The following is a 17,430-nucleotide window of genomic DNA, read 5'->3' on the forward strand; positions in this document are numbered from 1 at the left end:
GCCGGTCGCACCGGCCAAGTAGGTAGTGAGGAGGAACCCGACGACGTTCGTCGGGGGACGACAGACCCCGCCCGGCCCTCGTGCCGGGCGGGGTCACATTTTGCGACTACAAGCCGTCCTTTCCGGTACGAACGCTGGTCTGACGTACTTGATGTAAGAGGTCGCGCGCTTCGAACTGATCCAAGCATCCACGCAGCAGCACAGCCCATGCGGCAAAATCCAACACTACTTACACCAGCGCGTCGATGCAGCATAGCGGCATGATGTGCCGCGCTCGCCGGCAACCGCTCCGACTCCTCCGCGCTATAGGTAGGTAGATCGAGCATCCTGCTAGAAGAAAACTCGTGGTCGCCTGATGTCTGCCACCCCCTTACAGCACCAAGCTAAAGGGACGAGGAGGTGTCTGATGTACCGAAACGAATGTGCACCCGAGGTGGCGCAACCGGACCCCGAGGAACTACGGGGCTGGAGGGTGCCATTGCTGGAGCCTGATCAACTGTTGCAGGCATTCTCAGGCCGACTGCGGAGCGATCTCACGGTAGTCGGCTGGATGCGAGACCTCGCCGATCTGCACGCTGAGCTGATACCGCGCCGGAACGATCCGGCATTGCGACGAAGAAACTGCGATTGCGGGGAAGTGCGATCGGAAATCGATCGAGTTGTAAATGATATCGACGTGTGGGCAGTGAGAAACGTGCCGAGAATGAAAAGCGCCCGGATGCACACGCACTCCCTGGGTGAAGTATTGAGCCACATTGCCATGGCCTTTGCCAACGCATGGTGGACAGCTTTACATGCAACGGACGTAGAACTGCGGTATCGGGCGTGGTTGCATCTCGCTCAGGTACGCGATGGCTATGCGGAGATGGTGTCCGAGATGCGCGCTCGGCGTCTTCAACTACCACTGGGAGGAAGCCAGATGAGGGCGTGCACCGTTTGACGAAGCGTCATTAGAAAGCGTTTTTTTGAACGACAATGTAAAGTATTGAATCCGAAATTCTATCCGGAAATCGGGTGCGTAAAAAATGGACTCGAAGTTTGAAGAGCGTCTGATCGTAGACTTTCGGCGCTGGTCGGAGTTGGTAGATTTTTCCGCCCATGCCGAAAATGAAGTCGAAAGAGAGGGGCCGGCATTGAAAGCGGTCGCGTTGGAGCGGAAGTGGATGGCTGTCGCTGCTGACGCCTGGAATGATATGAGGAACCACGCGTTGAAATAAAGTCCTCGTGCCGAGGTGTTCGATCGGCCGAGGAAGAGCAGGCTGTCACACCTTAGCGCACCCTATGTGGAAGCGGTGTCGCTCGCCCGGGTCTCGTGGTGATGAACTTCAAATCTCCGTCGTTCGGCAACGGCGCCGAGCGGTTCACAATGAAGTGGCCGAACCCGGAGCGCACCCTACTCGCCGCGCGATGCGGCCGACGATCATGGAATCGAGTCTCAGTCGAGTGGTCAGGAAATGGTGAAAATATTTTGCTCGAGGTGCGGTCGGACACTCCATTCGAAAATGGACCTACATCGTCGCCGGCATATGCACTGCGTTGTGTTGAGAGCAAAGGATAATACGCAAATGACGTCGGCGGATTGGAAAGCTGTATCCGGCTGGCTCAATCCGCGCGGAAGTTCTCTCCCGGGGCAAATGGGGGCGGAATAGTGGGTCGCGATCAGGCGGGGGCTTCGATGCCGATGGCTGCCTGAGCCGCAATCACTCGCTTCGGCCGGCGCGCCCAACGTCCAGTGCCTGCGCGCCGCCAGCTCTCGCCTCGACGGACTGTAGGTCTAGATCTTGTGTAGGTGAAGCGCGACAGAGATGGACGGAACCATTCAACGGCGAGTGGTGTACACGGCGACTATGCTCTCGTGGTATGTCAGCGCAGCGCCAGGCGCAGACGGGGGACGTACCTGCGGCAACGGATCGCTTCGTTGGCCGGGAGACGGAGTTGGACCGGCTTATCGAGTTGTTGCTGTCATCGGCGCGGTTGATCACTTTGATCGGGCCTGGCGGCATCGGCAAGACGCGACTTGCCACGGAGGCTGTCCGCCGGTTCCGTAAGACCCGTCGAACACCGGTTTACTGGGTCCGACTTGCACGTTTGGTCAAGGGATCGGACGCGGACGCGGTCGAAGAGGAAGCTGCGCACGCGGTGGTCGACACCGACTTGTCCGGACGGTCCGCGTGGGATGCATTGGTCGACAGTCTCACACTGACTGATGATTCTGGGCGGCCACTGCCGTCGATACTCGTGATGGATAACTGTGAGCACGTGCTCGAAGGCGCGGGTCAAGTTGTCGCGGATCTGTTGGAGGCCGTGCCAGGATTGACGATCCTTGCCACCAGTCGTGAAGCCGTCGGTTGGATAGACGAGCACGTGGAACCGGTGCCAGCCCTTCTGCGGCAGCAAGCTGTGGACTTGTTCCGTCAACGGGCGGCTTTCACCGGCAGGCCGGTGATCGACAGAGACGACATCGCCAACGTGGCCTTGATCTGCCGTCACATGCACAACCATCCTTTGTATATCCGCTTAGCTGCGGCGCGGCTATCACGGCAGCCGTTGGCAATGATCATCCAGGAACTCAGTGGTGATGCCACCGACAAACGACTGCGGTGGCACGGGCCCCGCGTGGGGGCAGAACCGCGGCACCGCGGGGTCGGCGATGCCATCGCGTGGTCCTATAACCTTTGTCTGGATCAAGAGAAAGTGCTTCTCGACCGAATGTCGGTGTTCGCTGCCGGGTACGACACCAACCCCTACGATGAATCCAATCCAATCGTGGATGTCGGCGTCGACTTGGAAGCCATCGAGGCCGTCTGCGCGGACGACTCACCCGACGAAGATGCCATCCCGGCGAGTAACTCCTCGCCCCACCTGCCGACCGAGGACGTCGGAAGTGTCCTGGAACGCCTAGTCGACCAGTCGCTGGTGACTATCCACATTACGCCGACCACCGTTCGTTACTCGCTCCTAGAGAGTGTGCGCGTCTTCGCCGGGAGGCGTCTGCAAGAACGCTCCACCCCTCAACGCAACGAGTGTGAAATTTTCGCGCAGCGCCATCGCCGATACTACCGCGATAGAATTGCGGCAGCGCAGGTCGACAGATCCAGCCCAGCCGGGAAAGATTTGTTGGACTGGGTCCGGGCGTCATGGGACAATCTTGTCAGGGCGATCGAGACAAGCTTGGCCTCGGGTGAACCGGCAGTCGGCTTGGAGATCGCATCCAGCCTTATTTTTATGCCAATCGTGAAAGGTTCGTTCCGCGAGATGCGCCGATGGACCGAACGCACGCTGCAGGCGACCCGGTTGGCGGCACCACAGACAACCGAATTACAAATCAAAGCCATGGCTATGCTCGGGTGGCAGGACCTACTACGAGGCAAGAACGACGACGCCAGCCGGATACTCGAAGAGTGCGTGACCGCTTCGATCCCCGACCCACTAACCCGACACGGGTGGCGAGAGGAGCCAGAAACCGACATCGGACTGCCGGCTCCTGTCGAATTCCTTTGGGCAGCCGAATTAGCAATATCCCGCCGCGACTGCCGAGCGCTCACGGTATTCCTCCGAGCAGGTGAAAAATTCCATGCATCGGGCGACTACGGGGGTGAAGACCGGAGTGAAGATGTCGAGGCGTGGTCTGCTGGATTCGTGGGATCGGCGGAACAAGCTCTGGAGATCACCGGAAAACACCTCGACCGTGCTACCGCATCCGGCGCGAGATGGGCGAAGGCGTGGGCAGAGATGGCGCGAGCTATCACCCTGACGAAGTACGGTAATCCCACTGAGGCGCTGGACCTCGGGCGTAGCGCGCTACTGTATCATCTGCAGGCGCATGACCACTGGGGTGAGTTGTGGACAGTGCACATACGCATGTGGTCGTTGGCGCAAATTGTGCGGGAGATGGACGCGGCTGGGACCGCTGACCGTAGTGAGCTGCGGGCATTAGCGACCGAAATCGCTCAACTCGCCGGCGGGGCCGCGACTTTGCGAGCGACGCTGGGGTTCGATAGGGGCGATCTTGGCTCCTACGCGGATGAAACGAGCAAGGCGATGGACGTTGCCCGTAGCGTGCTCGGCCATGATCAATTCGCCGCCGGGCAGCGACAAGGATCCCTCCTGCGCCCGGAACTGAGCGAGGTGCAGCAGTTGGCACTGGGAATACTGTCCGTGGACAGGCTTCCGATGCATCATCCCGCCCGGCGGGATACCCCCTCGCACTGGCATGAGCTGTCGGCCGCCGAGCAGGATGTCGCGGCATTGGCGGCGGCAGGCTGGACGAACTCCGCGATAGCTACCCGCCGGGGAAGCTCTGGCAAAACCATCGATGCTCAGATGGCGGCAATTTTTCGTAAATTGGCGATCACGTCGCGCGGCGACATCATCAAACTCGTTCCCGACGACCGGATCAATGGGATTCGGGCTGAAGCGGCCAAGCTGCGACTCGGAACGACCGAGAAGAGGCCTCGACCGCGACAGCAGTGAAGATATTTTCGTCGTGCGTCGTCCAAGGTTTCGCCGGTCGCTGTGGGTGAGGGTTGGTGTGGGTCGGAAACGTTCGTTTCTGACCCATCACGCCCACGGCGGCATGCGGCAGAACAGTGGCTTCGCTGACATCCGTGAGAACTGCGCTGGGTTGCTTGGCGGGGAAGTCTCGGCGATCGTCTTCGGCCTGAACCGCGATCCCGCTCAACGCTGAGTTATTGCGCCCGGCCTGCAATCCTTCTCGGCCAATGCCGCCCATGCGGCGATCAACAAATCGTAAGCGTCGACGACGATATCGTCGGGGATCTCGTCGGGGGTCAGTAGCTTCTGAACCAGGAGGCCGTCTTCGAGGGCGTGCACTATGAGCGCCAGGAAAGCGGGATCGGCGGGAGGATGCGGTAATTCGTGGGTGATTCCGGTGGCGATGGCGTTGCGGGCGGTGAGTTCGCGTTCGGCCAGACGTGATCGGAGTTGGGGGTTGCGCAGGATGTGGAGTACGAGTTCGAGCCGTAGTGCCAGCCATTCATCGAGGTGACGGGCACGGGCGCGATTGAACTCGCGCAACGGTTCCCGGTTGGTGTGGTCGAGTCGGGCGACTTCGTCGAGCTCGTGCTGTGTTCGTCGGGTGAGGAGTTCGAGTGTGAGTTCATGCTTGTCCGCGAAGTTGCCGTAGAAGGCTCCTCTGGAGTATCCGGCGCGTTCGGCTATCTGCTCTACCGAGGTGCCGTTGACACCCCGTTCGGCGAACAACTCCGCGGCGGCATCGAGCAGCCGGTCCCGGGTCTGCTGTCGGCTCTCCTCGCGGCTGAAACGCTGATTCATATTCAGTAGTGTATCCGAATACAACTATGTATATTGCGCCGTGTGGAGCATTTATACGAGGCGACGGCCGTGCAGGTCGCTGCAGCCGTGGCCGCGGGGGAGATCAGCGCGGTCGAGGTGGTCAGAGCACATCTGGCGAGGATCGATGCGGTCAACCCGGCAGTGAACGCGGTAACGAACGTGCTGGCCGAGGGCGCTCTCGATGCCGCACGCGCGATCGACCGGCGGCGCGCGGCGGGCGAAACGGTGGGTCCGTTGGCCGGGGTCCCGTTCACGGTGAAGGAGAACCTCCATGTCGCGGGCTCGGCCACGACGATGGGTGTGCCGGCCATGCGGAACCTGGTGGCCGCCGCCGATGCGCCGCCGGTGCGCCGATTGCGCGTGGCTGGGGCGATTCCGATCGGCCGAACCAACCTGCCTGATCTGACGATCGGCGGTCTGCACACAACGAGCACGCTGTACGGCGATACGCGCAACCCGTGGGATCCGGATGGTCGGACACCGGGTGGGACGAGTGGTGGCGACGGTGTAGCGGTAGCAACCGGCATGGCGCCGCTGGGGCTGGGCAATGATTCTGGTGGCTCGCTACGCAATCCGGCGACATTCAATGGGATCACCGCACTCAAACCCACCTACGGCCGATTCGCCGCGGACCACCGAATCAGTGGTCGCGAACCGACACTGGCGTCACAACTGTTCCCGGTCGACGGTCCACTCGCTCGGTCGGTTTCGGATCTACGGCTGGCCTTCGGCGTACTCGCCGGTGCCGACGCGCACGATCCCCGGGCCGTTCCCGCACCGCCGGACGGTCCACCGCTGAGCGACCCCGTCACGGTCGGGCTGGTGACAGATCTCGATGGTGACCGAATGCATGCCGACGTGCGCGCCGGATTGGCCGATGCAGCAGACGCTTTGGCCGATGCCGGCTACCGGATCGAAGAAGTGCAGGTACCCGCGCTGGCCGAAGCGCTGGCGGTCTATTCCGGATTGATCAGCACCGAATTCTCTTTGGTCTGGTCCACACTGCAGCCGCTGCTGAGTAAAACCAGTCGCCTGCACATGGAGTTGATGATGCGTCGGCAACCACCATCAGACCTGTCCGGCTACATTCGACTGACCGCCGCGAGGCTGGGTGTGCAGCGCGTGTGGACGCAGTTCCTTGACCGGTATCCGCTACTGCTCGGACCGGTTTACACCGAATTGCCGCCACCACCATCGGTTCCGGTCGACGCGGACGAGCAGCAGCGAATGATGAGCCCGTTGCGCTTGTGCACGGCCACCACCCTGGTAGGAGTTCCAGCAGTAGCTGTTCCGGCTGGTGTGATCGGCGGGCTACCTCAGGGCGTTCAGGTCATCGGCCGGATGTATCGGGAAGACCTGTGCCTGACTGCGGCAAGCGCCATCGAGCAACGCTTGGGGGTGCTGGCCCCGATCAACCCGCGGCGGCCGAACAGTGAAGCACGCACATCGACCTAGGATGCTCCAGGCTGCTCAGACAGTCGTTGTTTTCCGCGCGATCACTACCGGAACCCCTGGTGGCATCCGGACACCTTTCCAAGGTGAGTATCTCGCCTCACTCTTGGTGTCCGGAAGACCGGGCAACCTCGCCGGGCCGATACCTGAGGAGCCGGTACGATCGTTCGAGCAAGCACAGCGTTACGCGGCTCGGTCCACAACGGGGCGAACCGAACCGCCGTGCCGAACCAGGTTTGCGACGCCATCGGGGCCGTCCACTGCGTCGGGCAGGTGTCAGGACTGGTTCATCGGCTATCGACGCTGATAACTGCGATAAGATCACCGCCGTCGACAGCTGCGATCTCGGATACGGCAAGGCGCGTGACGGTTCCGCTTCTGGGGGTGGTGATAGCGGCCTCCATCTTCATCGCTTCAATCGTTGCGATCGTATCCCCCACAGTCACCTGGCTGCCCACAGCTACCAAGACGGTTACCGTCCCCGCAAACGGTGCTGCGATGTGCCCGAGGTCTTCGCTGTCGGCCTTCTCTGCCGCCGGGATTTCGCTGGCGAGGGACCGGTCGAGGACCGACACCGGCCGGAGCTGGCCATTGAGTATGCACATGACGGTACGGAAGCCGCGCTCGTCGGGTTCGGAGATCGCCTGGAGCCCGATGAGCAATTCGACGCCTCTACCAAGCAATACACGGTGTTCCTCACCCTGGCGCAACCCGTAGAAGAACTGATAGGTGGACAGCTGTGACGTATCGCCGAATCTCTGGCGGTGCTGCTCGAAATCCTCAGTTGGACCTGGAAAAAGCAGCCGGTTGAGCGTGGCTTGCCGTTGCTTCGACGAGCCCGACAGTCCCTTCTCGTCTTCCGGGGCGAGCACTGCTTCGGACTTGGCGGTACTCCGACCTACGAGGGCCTTGGTGCGGAAGGGTTCAGGCCAGCCTCCGGCCGGAGTGCCCAGCTCGCCGCGCAGGAACTCGATGACCGACTCGGGAATGTCGAACCGACCCGGATCGGTCTCGAACTCGGCGGCCGAGACGTTCGATCCCACCAGGTGCAGTGCCAGGTCTCCAACGATTTTCGATGAAGGGGTGACCTTTACCAATCGACCGAGCAGCCGGTCGGCAGCGGCATACATTGCCTCGATTTCTTCGAATCGATCCCCGATTCCGAGAGCGATTGCTTGCTGACGTAGGTTGGAAAGTTGACCGCCGGGAATCTCATGGGTGTAGACGCGGCCGGTGGGGGCTGGAATGCCGGATTCGAACAACACGTACATCTTACGGAGCGCCTCCCAGTACGGTTCGAGGTCACATACCGCCTTCAGGTCGATACCGGTATCGAACTTACTGTGGGCGGTGGCGGCGATGATCGCCGACAATGCGGGTTGGCTGGTGGTCCCTGCCAGCGGCGCCGCTGCACCATCGACAGCATCGGCTCCAGCCTGCCACGCGGCCAGATAAGTGGCGAGCTGGCCGCCAGGGGTGTCGTGGGTGTGTACGTGCACTGGCAGGTCGAAGTTGCTGCGCAGCGCTGAGACCAATTGAGCGGCAGCGGGGGCACGCAATAGGCCGGCCATGTCTTTGATCGCAAGGACATGTGCGCCGGCCTCGACGATCTCTTCTGCTAGGCGCAGATAGTAGTCAAGTGTGTACAATTTTTCTGCCGGGTTGGTCATATCACCGGTGTATGCGAGGGCGCCTTCGGCGACGGCGGTGCCGGTCGCGAGTACGGCTTCGATCGCCGGACGCATGCGGTCGACATTGTTGAGCGCGTCGAAGATTCGGAAGATGTCGATGCCGACTCCAACGGCCTCCTGGACGAACGCCCGCGTGACGGTCTCTGGGTACGGGGTGTATCCGACGGTATTGCGGCCGCGCAACAGCATCTGCAGGCAGATGTTCGGTACGGCTTCGCGCAGCGCCGCCAGCCGTTCCCATGGGTCTTCGCGCAGGAAGCGCAGGGCGACGTCGTAGGTGGCACCGCCCCATGCCTCGATCGATAACAATTCAGGTGTCAAGCGGGCCACGTAGGGTGCTACAGCCACAAGTTCGGAGGTGCGGACGCGGGTGGCGAGCAGCGATTGGTGCGCATCGCGGAAGGTGGTGTCGGTTACCGCGAGCGTGGTCTGCTCACGCAGTGCCTGCGCGAAGCGCTCCGGCCCCAGTTTCCGAAGCCGATCACGCGAGCCTTGCGGCGGAGCCACCGACAGATCGAGAGATGGCAGCTTGTCTCGCGGATACACGTGAGAAAGACGTTCTCCGTGCGGCTTGTTGACAGTGACGTCGGCCAAGTACTCGAGGATTCTGGTACCGCGGTCCGCCGATCGCTGTGCGGTCAGCAGAGCGGGGCGTTGCTCGATGAACGACGTAGTGAGTTCACCTGCCCGGAAGGCCGGGTCGTCGAGAACGGCTCGCAGAAAGGGAATGTTGGTGCTGACACCGCGAATTCGAAACTCCGCGACGGCGCGACGCGCACGGGCGACAGCAGCGTCCAGATCCCGGCCGCGGCAGGTCAGCTTGACCAGCATCGAGTCGAAGTGGGCTCCCACTTCTGCACCAAGGTTGGTGCCACCGTCGAGACGTACCCCTGCGCCACCTGGTGTCCGGTAGGCTGTGATGCGGCCTGTATCCGGGCGGAATGCGTTGGCAGGGTCCTCGGTGGTGATTCGGCATTGCAGAGCAGCGCCGCGGATCTTGACAGTGTCTTGGTCCAGACCGAGGTCTATCAGCGTTGCTCCGGCCGCGATACGCAACTGAGCCTGAACCAGATCGACATCGGTGATCTCCTCGGTGACCGTGTGCTCGACCTGGATGCGAGGGTTCATTTCGATGAAGACGTGGTTCCCACGAGCGTCGAGCAAGAACTCCACGGTCCCGGCGCAGGAGTAACCGATCTGCCGCGCGAACGCGACGGCGTCCGCACAGATCCGGTCACGGAGAGAAGGGTCGAGGTTCGGTGCCGGCGCCAGTTCGATGACCTTCTGGTGTCGGCGCTGCACCGAACAATCCCGCTCGAACAGATGAATCACGTTGCCTTCGTTGTCCGCCAAGATCTGAACCTCGATATGTCGAGGATCGATCACAGCCTGTTCCAAGAAAACAGTCGCGTCACCGAATGCTGACTCGGCCTCCCTCGCGGCCGCTGCAATCGACTCCCGCAGCGCCGACCGTTCCTCGACCCTACGCATCCCTCGGCCGCCACCCCCGGCCACGGCCTTGACGAACACGGGGAACTCCATGTCTTCGGCCGCCGCGACCAACTCGTCGACATTGGAAGACGGCTGCGACGACACCAGCACCGGTAGCCCGGCCGCCTTCGCCGCCGCGATAGCCCGTGCCTTGTTGCCTGTCAGTTCCAGCACCTCAGCGGAAGGGCCGATGAACGTGATCCCTGCCGCTGCGCACGCCGCCGCAAATTCAGGGTTCTCAGACAAGAAGCCGTAGCCCGGATAGATCGCATCGGCGCCTGACCTCTTCGCGACCGAGACGATCTCATCGATCGACAGATATGCCCGTACAGGATGCCCCTGCGCACCGATCTGATAGCTCTCATCGGCTTTCAACCGGTGAATCGAGTTACGGTCCTCGTACGGGAATATCGCCACAGTTGCGGCACCTAATTCGTACGCGGCGCGAAACCCTCGGATCGCGATTTCGCCGCGGTTGGCAACCAGAACTTTGGAAAACATTCGAGACCCCTTCGCCACAGTTCTCGGTCAGTGATTGAGAACCGGTGGTGGAAATATTTGAGTAGCTGTTTCGCCGGTAGGGTGCAATCGAGCGCACTCGAGGCCGGAAGTGGTGCTGTTATCGAATCGAGCACTGCAGCGCGGCGGACATGCTATTTCGTCAGTGCCGGAAGCAAGGCTGTCCACACCCAGTTCAAGACTTCTGTCGACGTACCCGAGCGCATCGCGAACCCCCGCGAGTTGATCCGCGCCATGAGCCATCCGTCCCGCGATTGGAGTGAGTGGACCTCGTGGCTGCTCGTAATGGTGTCGCCTTCGTATACGGGTGCTATGTGGTCGCAGCGCTCCCAGGAGAGGACTGTTGCGATATCAGGTAGGACACGCGTCGCCTGAGACAACACGATTCCCACGGTGTGGCCGCCGTACACCAGGCGACGGCCACCGCCCACCCGTTCATCATGATGCGCGGCAGCGACGTTGAGGGTCAGCCTGGCGAGTTCCGGCGCGCTGGTGACGACATCGCCTGCGTGAACATTCAGCACCGATCCAGGGGCCAACCCGGCCAGCCGCCCCGGCGCGACTATGTCCGGTTGTTCGATACTCCATCTTTTGTACGGATCAAGATGAACGTGTGCGGGCGTGAGGGATACGTCGCGTGGGCCTTCTTCTCTGGTCGTGTCACTTCGCCGCGGGAGCATGGCGCACCGGTGGTAGGACAAGACAGGGTCATTTCGCTGGTTGACTGTGTCGATTCGGAGTAGCGCCATGCCGGTGGGTGCGCGATTCGGCCGCGGGGTGTTCGAATGCAGGCCGACCACGGTTGTAGTGGTTCTCAGGGTATCGCCGATGCGGGGAACCGTGTGAAACGATAGACCTCGGTAGAACAGATTTGCCTTGACCTTTTGGGTGAAGAGGGTCGACTGGCCGATCGAGACATCCCAGACCAGTGCTGGGTGAGCGATTCGCGATCCGCCTGTGACACGCACAGCGAATTCTTCGTCGAGCGCGAGCCTCAAGCGGTCACCGACTATGGCTTGGTGGTGCGCCGCGGTGCCGTCGGTAAGCGTCATTCCAATAGTTGGGTGAGAAGTATCGCCTATTTGAAGGTCATCGAAGCTCGGCCCTTCCGCAAATGTGAACAGATCTGTTAGCGAGCGGTTTTCAGAAGGGTGTGCCACCGATTACTCCTTTTTGTTCGAGTTCACAGAGTTCACGGTCGCTGAGTCCCACGAGAGTGGTGAGTATCTCTCGGTTGTGGGCACCGAGTTCGGGTGCTTGATCGGCCGTTCGCGGCATGTCGTTGAAGCGTATGGGGGACCCCGGCGCGAGGTGAGCCGGAATCCCGGGCTGGGTCAGCATCGACATCATGGGGTTGTTCCACACATCGGTCGATGCTGGATCAACGACTTCGTCGAAGGAGCGGTATCGCGCCCACAACAACGATGTCGGCCGCAACGCGGCTTCCACGTCCTGCGTCGTCTGGTTTCCGAACCACACCTGAAAAAGTCCGGCCAGCATCTCACGGTAGGTGTACCTGTCGTCCTCCCGGGTGAAATCCACTCCCAGAGAATTTTCGAGTCCGGTAACCGCGATTGCTTGCGCCGTTACGCCGACCAACTCGTTCCAATGCCGCTTGGTGAGTGCGACGATCATCACTTTGTGCCCGTCGCGGGTGATGAAGTCGCGAGCGAATCCACCGTATAAATGGTTGCCTATTCTGGGTCGGCTCGATCCGTTGATCTGGGCTTCGCTCAGAAAACCGAGATTGCCAACTGTTGCGAGCGCTACATCTTCCAGCGCAATCCGGACATCTGCACCCTGTCCTGTTGTTCGCCGGTTCAGGACGGCGGTCGTAATAGCGAGTGAGCAATAGATTCCGCAAGTCACATCCCAGGCTGGAAGCACATGGTTGATCGGATCTGCGAACCCCTCCGGTCCAGTGACGGAAGGAAATCCCACCGCCGCGTTGACTGTGTAGTCGACAGCAGCCTGTCCCTTCCAGTTTCCCTCGACGCGAACTATGATCACGTCCTCTCGGAGGGCGCGAAGCTGTTCGTCGTCGAGCCATGAGCGGCCTACGGCGTTCGTGAGCAATATGCCAGACGACGGCCCGCCGATGCGGAGTAGAGATCGAACAATCTCTCGCCCGGATTCGGAGTGCGTATCGACGGTGAGCGACTTCTTGCCTTTGTTGAGTCCAGACCAGTAAAGACTTCGGCCATCGGCCGTGCGGGGCCAGCGATCCTTGTCCGGGCCCCCGCCCACCGGGTCGACGCGGATGACTTCGGCTCCGAGTTGAGCGAGTGTCATTCCTCCGAGGGGAGCGGCGACGAAGCTGGACAACTCAACGACTCTCAACCCCGCAAGGGGGCGACGGACGTTCGTCTGGATTTCAACCATCGGTGACCTCCGAGTTGTCTCGTTCACAATGGATCTCGTCGAGGATTTCGATTGCGATGGATGTCGTACGTGCACCTAGCGTGCTCAGCAAGGTGAAGACATTCGCTACCTGTTGTGCTGTGGCGCCAAGTTTCAAGGCATTGCGCACATGTATGTCGATTCCTGGACGATAGAGGTGCGATGCGGTCGCATCGAACGCCACGTACACGAGTTCCTTCATCACGGGGCTCAGGTGGTCTGTGGCCCATGGATGCGCGGAGAAGTCGAGATACGCTTCCAGGTACGCCTCGTCGAGGCGTAACAATCCGTCCCAGATGGCGCTCCAGTACCCGCGCTTTTCCTTGAACGCCGCTTGAAGTTGGAGTTGCCTGGGGGATAGCGCCGAGTTATCGAGCGGTTCGATGGCGTCGAGAAGTGCGGGTAGTCCCTCAGTGCAGGCGTGGACGCCGAGTGCGCTGGTGAGCTCGATGACCTCGAGCACCTGCGGTTCGGTGGCGCCTGCTTCCAGCGCCCGTGTGATGTGTAGTCGAATACGCTGCTCATCCAGATCGGTCACCGCAGCCGCGGCGGCAAGGCAGATCAAGTGTTTCTCGGCAAGAGTGAGCGACGGATTGGCCCAAGCGACTGCGTCCAAGGCGCGGAGTGCGGTCAGATATCGGGGATCGCGCCGAAGAAGACTCCGCTCGGCGCGTTCGCCGAGCGGAGCGATCGAGGGCGCCTCGAAATCAGGCACCGACCAGGTCTCCTGCGGGCGCCGGCGACAGTCGGCGTTCACGGATCATGACTGCCGTCACCGCGGACAGTGCCGTCGCGGCGGCGACGTACGCAGCGACTGACCACAACGACCCGGTTCGGGACAGCAACTCCGTGGCGACGATGGGGGCGAACGCGCTACCAAGAATCTGGCCGAGGGTGAAACCGATCGACAAGCCCGAGTAGCGGATTCGGGTGTCGAAGCACGCCGCGAGCATGCTGCTCAACGCTGACCACGATGCGCTGTAGGGAACGAAGAGGATGAGGTATCCGAGGATGGTCAATCCGATGTCGCCGGTCTGCAGCGCTGCGATGAAGAGCGGGGCTCCAGCGATCATGCCTACGGACCCGCACAGGAAGACTTTTCGAGGGCCGATCTTGTCGACGAGCTTGCCGAAGAGCAGGACGCCGATGATAACGGCCACCATCGCGACGATGACGATCGCGAGCATGGTGTTCCGGGAATGGCCCTGCTGTTTCGTGCCGTAAGTGAGGCTGTATACCGTGCCGACGTAGAACGTCACACCGACCGAGACACTGGTGAGCGCCACCAACAGCACACGTAGGGCATTCGTGCGGAAAACCTCGACCACCGGCATCTTGGCGACCGCCCCCGAATCGGCTATGCGCTTGAAGGACGGCGACTCCTCGACCTTCATTCGAACGGTCACGCCGATGATGACGAGGACGATGCTGAGAATGAACGGAACACGCCAACCCCAGGTTTCGAAGGCGTGAGGCGTCAGCGGGGCGAGGGCGAAGAAGACGATGTTCGCGAGGATGAGTCCGAGGGGCGCGCCCAGCTGAACAAGGCTCGCGCGTGACCCGTGCTTGTTCGCTTCCGCGTGCTCGGTAGCCATGAGGACAGCGCCGCCGTACTCTCCGCCGAGCGCGAAGCCCTGAATGAAACGCAGGCCGATCAAGACGATCGGCGCCGCGATGCCGATAGTGGCGTGGGACGGGACAACGCCGATCAGCAGAGTCGTTCCGCCCATCGACATGAGCGTGAACACGAGCATGGATTTGCGCCCGATCCGGTCGCCGTAGTGGCCTATGACGATGGCGCCGATCGGTCGCGCGATGAAGGCAACAGCAAATGTGGACAAAGACAACAAGGTCCCGGTCAAGGGGTCGACAGAAGGGAAGAACACTTTGCTGAACACCAGCGCGGCGGCTGTTCCGTAGATGAAGAAATCGTAGTATTCGATCGTGGTCCCAGCCAGGCTGGCCAACGCCACCCGTCGAGATTTGGTTGATATGTCAGACATCGGTGTCTCCTTGCTTTTATGCCGACAACTGTGGCGGACGATGAGAGGCGCGGTGCCGGTGTGCGGACGAACGGAGGTGCCAGCTGGCGCGATAACGTGCGTCGCGATATCCGTCACGCAACGCATCGATCAGTGACAGAACGTAGGTCGCCGACCACCTGTCGGCCCACTGCAGAGGGCCGAGGGGGTAGTTGGTACCGAGTTGCATGGCGGTGTCGATATCAGCGGCCGAGGCGATACCGAGGTGCAGAGCCTCACTCGCCTCATTGATGATCATGCTCACCACACGGGCAACGATCAGGCCGGGCGCGTCGAGTACGCGAATCGGATCGATGCCGGCTCGACGAAGGAGCGCGGCCACTGCACCTGCGAGGTCGGCGGAATCTTCTGATCCCGAAAAGGCCAGGCACGAGGCAGTATCCATGTCGAGTGGACGGTCGATGAGGACCACGGGGACTGCCTCGATGGAGGACTCCTCCTGCGCGCTGATACCGCGGGTAATCCGAACTTCGCCCAGCCCCGGGAGCGACAGATATGGGCGCGGACCGGGAATGCGCCTGGCGGTGATCCCGCCGCGCAACAGCAGTTGCTCGAGCTCGGCCGAATCTCCGTGCAGCTCGATGGTCTCAGGTACGGGACGAGTTGGTTCCGGTGGCGGCGACGAGGTGATGACGGCGGCTCCATCCTCGTAGTCATAGAACCCGGACCCCGTCTTGCGCCCGAGCCGACCGGCCGCGACCAGTTCGCGCTGCAGCAACGACGGGGTAAACCGGGGATCGAAGTGGAAGGCTGTCCAGACGGTTCGGGTCACGGTCTCGTTGACGTCGTTGCCGACCAGATCCATGAGTTCGAACGGCCCCATGCGAAAGCCCCCGGCCCCCCGCAGGAGGCGATCGATGATCGCGAACGAAGCCACGTTCTCCTCCGCCAGGCGGAGAGCTTCGCCGTAGAACGGCCGGGCGATGCGATTGACGATGAAGCCGGGTGTCGATCGTGCCACGGTCGGCGTTTTCCCCCACGACACTGCCAGCTGCCGGATTTCTTCGACGAGCGCGGGATCGGTCTGCACAGCCGGAACGACCTCGACCAGTTGCATGACCGGAACGGGATTGAAGAAGTGCATCCCGATCACGCGGTCCGGCCGGGAAAGCCCCGCTGCGATGTCGGTGATCGATAGCGAAGAGGTGTTCGTCGCGAGCCGGCACGACGGCCCGAAGTGATCGAACGCCTCCTGGAGCACCGCATGTTTGATCGAGAGGTTCTCCACGACTGCTTCGACGACTACGGTGTTCGGCTCTACGGGCAGACCCTGGACCGATTGTGCGATGAGGAGACGCGCGGAAAGGCTCTGCAGCAGCTCAGGCGCTCGACGGGTAAGTCGAGTCCGAATGCCGGCCACTGCGGCGGCGAGCTGGTCGGCATCGCGGTCGACCAGGCCGACGTTGTGCCCGGCGGTGAGTGCGACTTGGGCGATGCCCTGCCCCATGGTGCCGGCGCCGATCACGCAGATCCGCGGCGCGCTAGTTGTCATTCGCATGCCTTCCGGGAAGCTTGAACTGTGGTCACTGTCACGTGTTGCGTAAACTGTAAGACATTTGTAAGCTCTGTCAAGTGACTGACAGGAAGAGCCTGGTAGCCGTTCTGGGAGCGGGCACGATGGGACAGGGGATCGCGTTGACACTCGCGCGCGGAGGGCGCGATGTCCGGCTCATGGACCGCGACAGCTCGCAACTGGCGCGCGCCGCCGACCTGGTTCACGACTTCTTCGCCGAGAGTGTGCGGCGTGGAAAGATGACCGGAGACGACGCTGCGGCGGCGCTGCGGCGTATCGTGTACGTCGGCGATCTCGCTGGTATCGCCGAGGCCGGATTCGTCGTCGAAGCGCTCCCCGAGAACGTCGAACTCAAGAAAGAAGTGCTGGCCCGCGTCGAGGCGATCTGTGCACCCGACACACGAATTCACACGAATACGTCGACTCTTCTCATCGAGTCGATCGCCGACGGCCTTGCTCGCCCCGAGAACCTCATCGGCACCCACTACTGCAATCCCGCACCGCTGATGCCGCTGGTCGAGGTCGCCCGGGGACCGCAGACGAGCGACGACACCGTCGCCACCGCAGTCGCTCTGCTCGAGTCGGTGGGCAAAATACCAGTAATTCTCCGAGACAGTCCGGGACTGATCACGAACTTTCTCGTGGTCGCCTTCGAGAACGACAGCATCAGAGCGCTCGAATCCGGAGTCGCCACAGTCGAGGAGATCGACCGCGCTGTCACCGAAGGTATGGGATTTCCGATCGGCCCCTTCCGGCTGCTCGACATCGTCGGCCTCGACGTGCACCTGGCTGTGACAACCAGCTTGCAGCGGCAATTCGGTGACGATCGCTATCGTGCGCCGGACACGGTGGCGCGGATGATCGCCCAAGGACATCTTGGCCGCAAGACCGGGCAGGGCTTCTATACGTATCCGAGGGACTCTCAATGACCATGTCAAGCCGCAGCAGCAACCGGGGCCGGGTTGCCGTGGGTGAACTCGCGTTGGTCGCGCAGCAGTGCCCACAA

Annotated in this window: 11 protein-coding genes; 4 read left to right on the top strand and 7 right to left on the bottom strand. The window is 61.7% G+C overall.

Annotated elements, in window-relative coordinates:
* Positions 1 to 406 precede the first annotated feature (406 nt).
* Together ACWEH3_RS34090 and ACWEH3_RS34095 are read left to right on the top strand one after the other, a co-directional pair.
* Positions 407 to 940 (top strand): hypothetical protein, encoded by a 534-nt coding sequence (locus ACWEH3_RS34090; protein ID WP_450023012.1) that lies wholly within the window; start codon positions 407 to 409, stop codon positions 938 to 940.
* Between the two features lie 920 nt (positions 941 to 1,860).
* Positions 1,861 to 4,473 carry an AAA family ATPase gene (locus ACWEH3_RS34095; protein WP_450023016.1) on the top strand — a complete coding sequence of 871 codons (2,613 nt, stop codon included), beginning with the start codon at positions 1,861 to 1,863 and terminating at the stop codon, positions 4,471 to 4,473.
* A gap of 204 nt (positions 4,474 to 4,677) precedes the next feature.
* Here ACWEH3_RS34095 and ACWEH3_RS34100 read toward each other — a convergent pair whose 3' ends face one another.
* Positions 4,678 to 5,295, bottom strand: coding sequence for a TetR/AcrR family transcriptional regulator (locus ACWEH3_RS34100; RefSeq protein WP_450023018.1), 618 nt, complete (start codon positions 5,293 to 5,295; stop codon positions 4,678 to 4,680).
* 42 nt (positions 5,296 to 5,337) lie between these two features.
* Here ACWEH3_RS34100 and ACWEH3_RS34105 point away from each other — a divergent pair, with 42 nt between their 5' ends.
* On the top strand, positions 5,338 to 6,771 hold the full coding sequence (locus tag ACWEH3_RS34105; RefSeq protein WP_450023036.1) for an amidase: 1,434 nt from the start codon (positions 5,338 to 5,340) through the stop codon (positions 6,769 to 6,771).
* A 284-nt stretch (positions 6,772 to 7,055) separates the two neighbouring features.
* On the opposite strand, the gene ACWEH3_RS34110 is transcribed toward ACWEH3_RS34105, so the two are convergent.
* From ACWEH3_RS34110 to ACWEH3_RS34135, 6 genes are all read right to left on the bottom strand, one after another.
* On the bottom strand, positions 7,056 to 10,451 hold the full coding sequence (locus ACWEH3_RS34110; protein ID WP_450023020.1) for a pyruvate carboxylase: 3,396 nt from the start codon (positions 10,449 to 10,451) through the stop codon (positions 7,056 to 7,058).
* 152 nt (positions 10,452 to 10,603) lie between these two features.
* Positions 10,604 to 11,521, bottom strand: a complete 918-nt coding sequence (locus ACWEH3_RS34115) for an acyl dehydratase (RefSeq protein WP_450023038.1) — start codon at positions 11,519 to 11,521, stop codon at positions 10,604 to 10,606.
* A 91-nt stretch (positions 11,522 to 11,612) separates the two neighbouring features.
* The gene (locus ACWEH3_RS34120; RefSeq protein WP_450023022.1) at positions 11,613 to 12,851 is read right to left on the bottom strand and encodes a CoA transferase; all 1,239 of its coding nucleotides are present in this window, start codon (positions 12,849 to 12,851) and stop codon (positions 11,613 to 11,615) included.
* Complete coding sequence (locus ACWEH3_RS34125; RefSeq protein WP_450023024.1) at positions 12,844 to 13,584, bottom strand: carboxymuconolactone decarboxylase family protein; 741 nt, start codon at positions 13,582 to 13,584, stop codon at positions 12,844 to 12,846. The genes ACWEH3_RS34120 and ACWEH3_RS34125 overlap by 8 nt, the downstream gene beginning before the upstream one ends.
* Positions 13,577 to 14,842 (bottom strand): MFS transporter, encoded by a 1,266-nt coding sequence (locus tag ACWEH3_RS34130; RefSeq protein WP_450023026.1) that lies wholly within the window; start codon positions 14,840 to 14,842, stop codon positions 13,577 to 13,579. The genes ACWEH3_RS34125 and ACWEH3_RS34130 overlap by 8 nt, the downstream gene beginning before the upstream one ends.
* A gap of 46 nt (positions 14,843 to 14,888) precedes the next feature.
* Entirely contained in the window at positions 14,889 to 16,403 is a 1,515-nt protein-coding gene (locus tag ACWEH3_RS34135; RefSeq protein WP_450023028.1) for a 3-hydroxyacyl-CoA dehydrogenase, read from the bottom strand.
* 80 nt (positions 16,404 to 16,483) lie between these two features.
* Here ACWEH3_RS34135 and ACWEH3_RS34140 point away from each other — a divergent pair, with 80 nt between their 5' ends.
* Positions 16,484 to 17,353, top strand: coding sequence for a 3-hydroxyacyl-CoA dehydrogenase family protein (locus ACWEH3_RS34140; RefSeq protein ID WP_450023030.1), 870 nt, complete (start codon positions 16,484 to 16,486; stop codon positions 17,351 to 17,353).
* Positions 17,354 to 17,430: the final 77 nt, after the last annotated feature.

It is taken from the genome of Nocardia sp. NPDC004718, assembly GCF_053601535.1.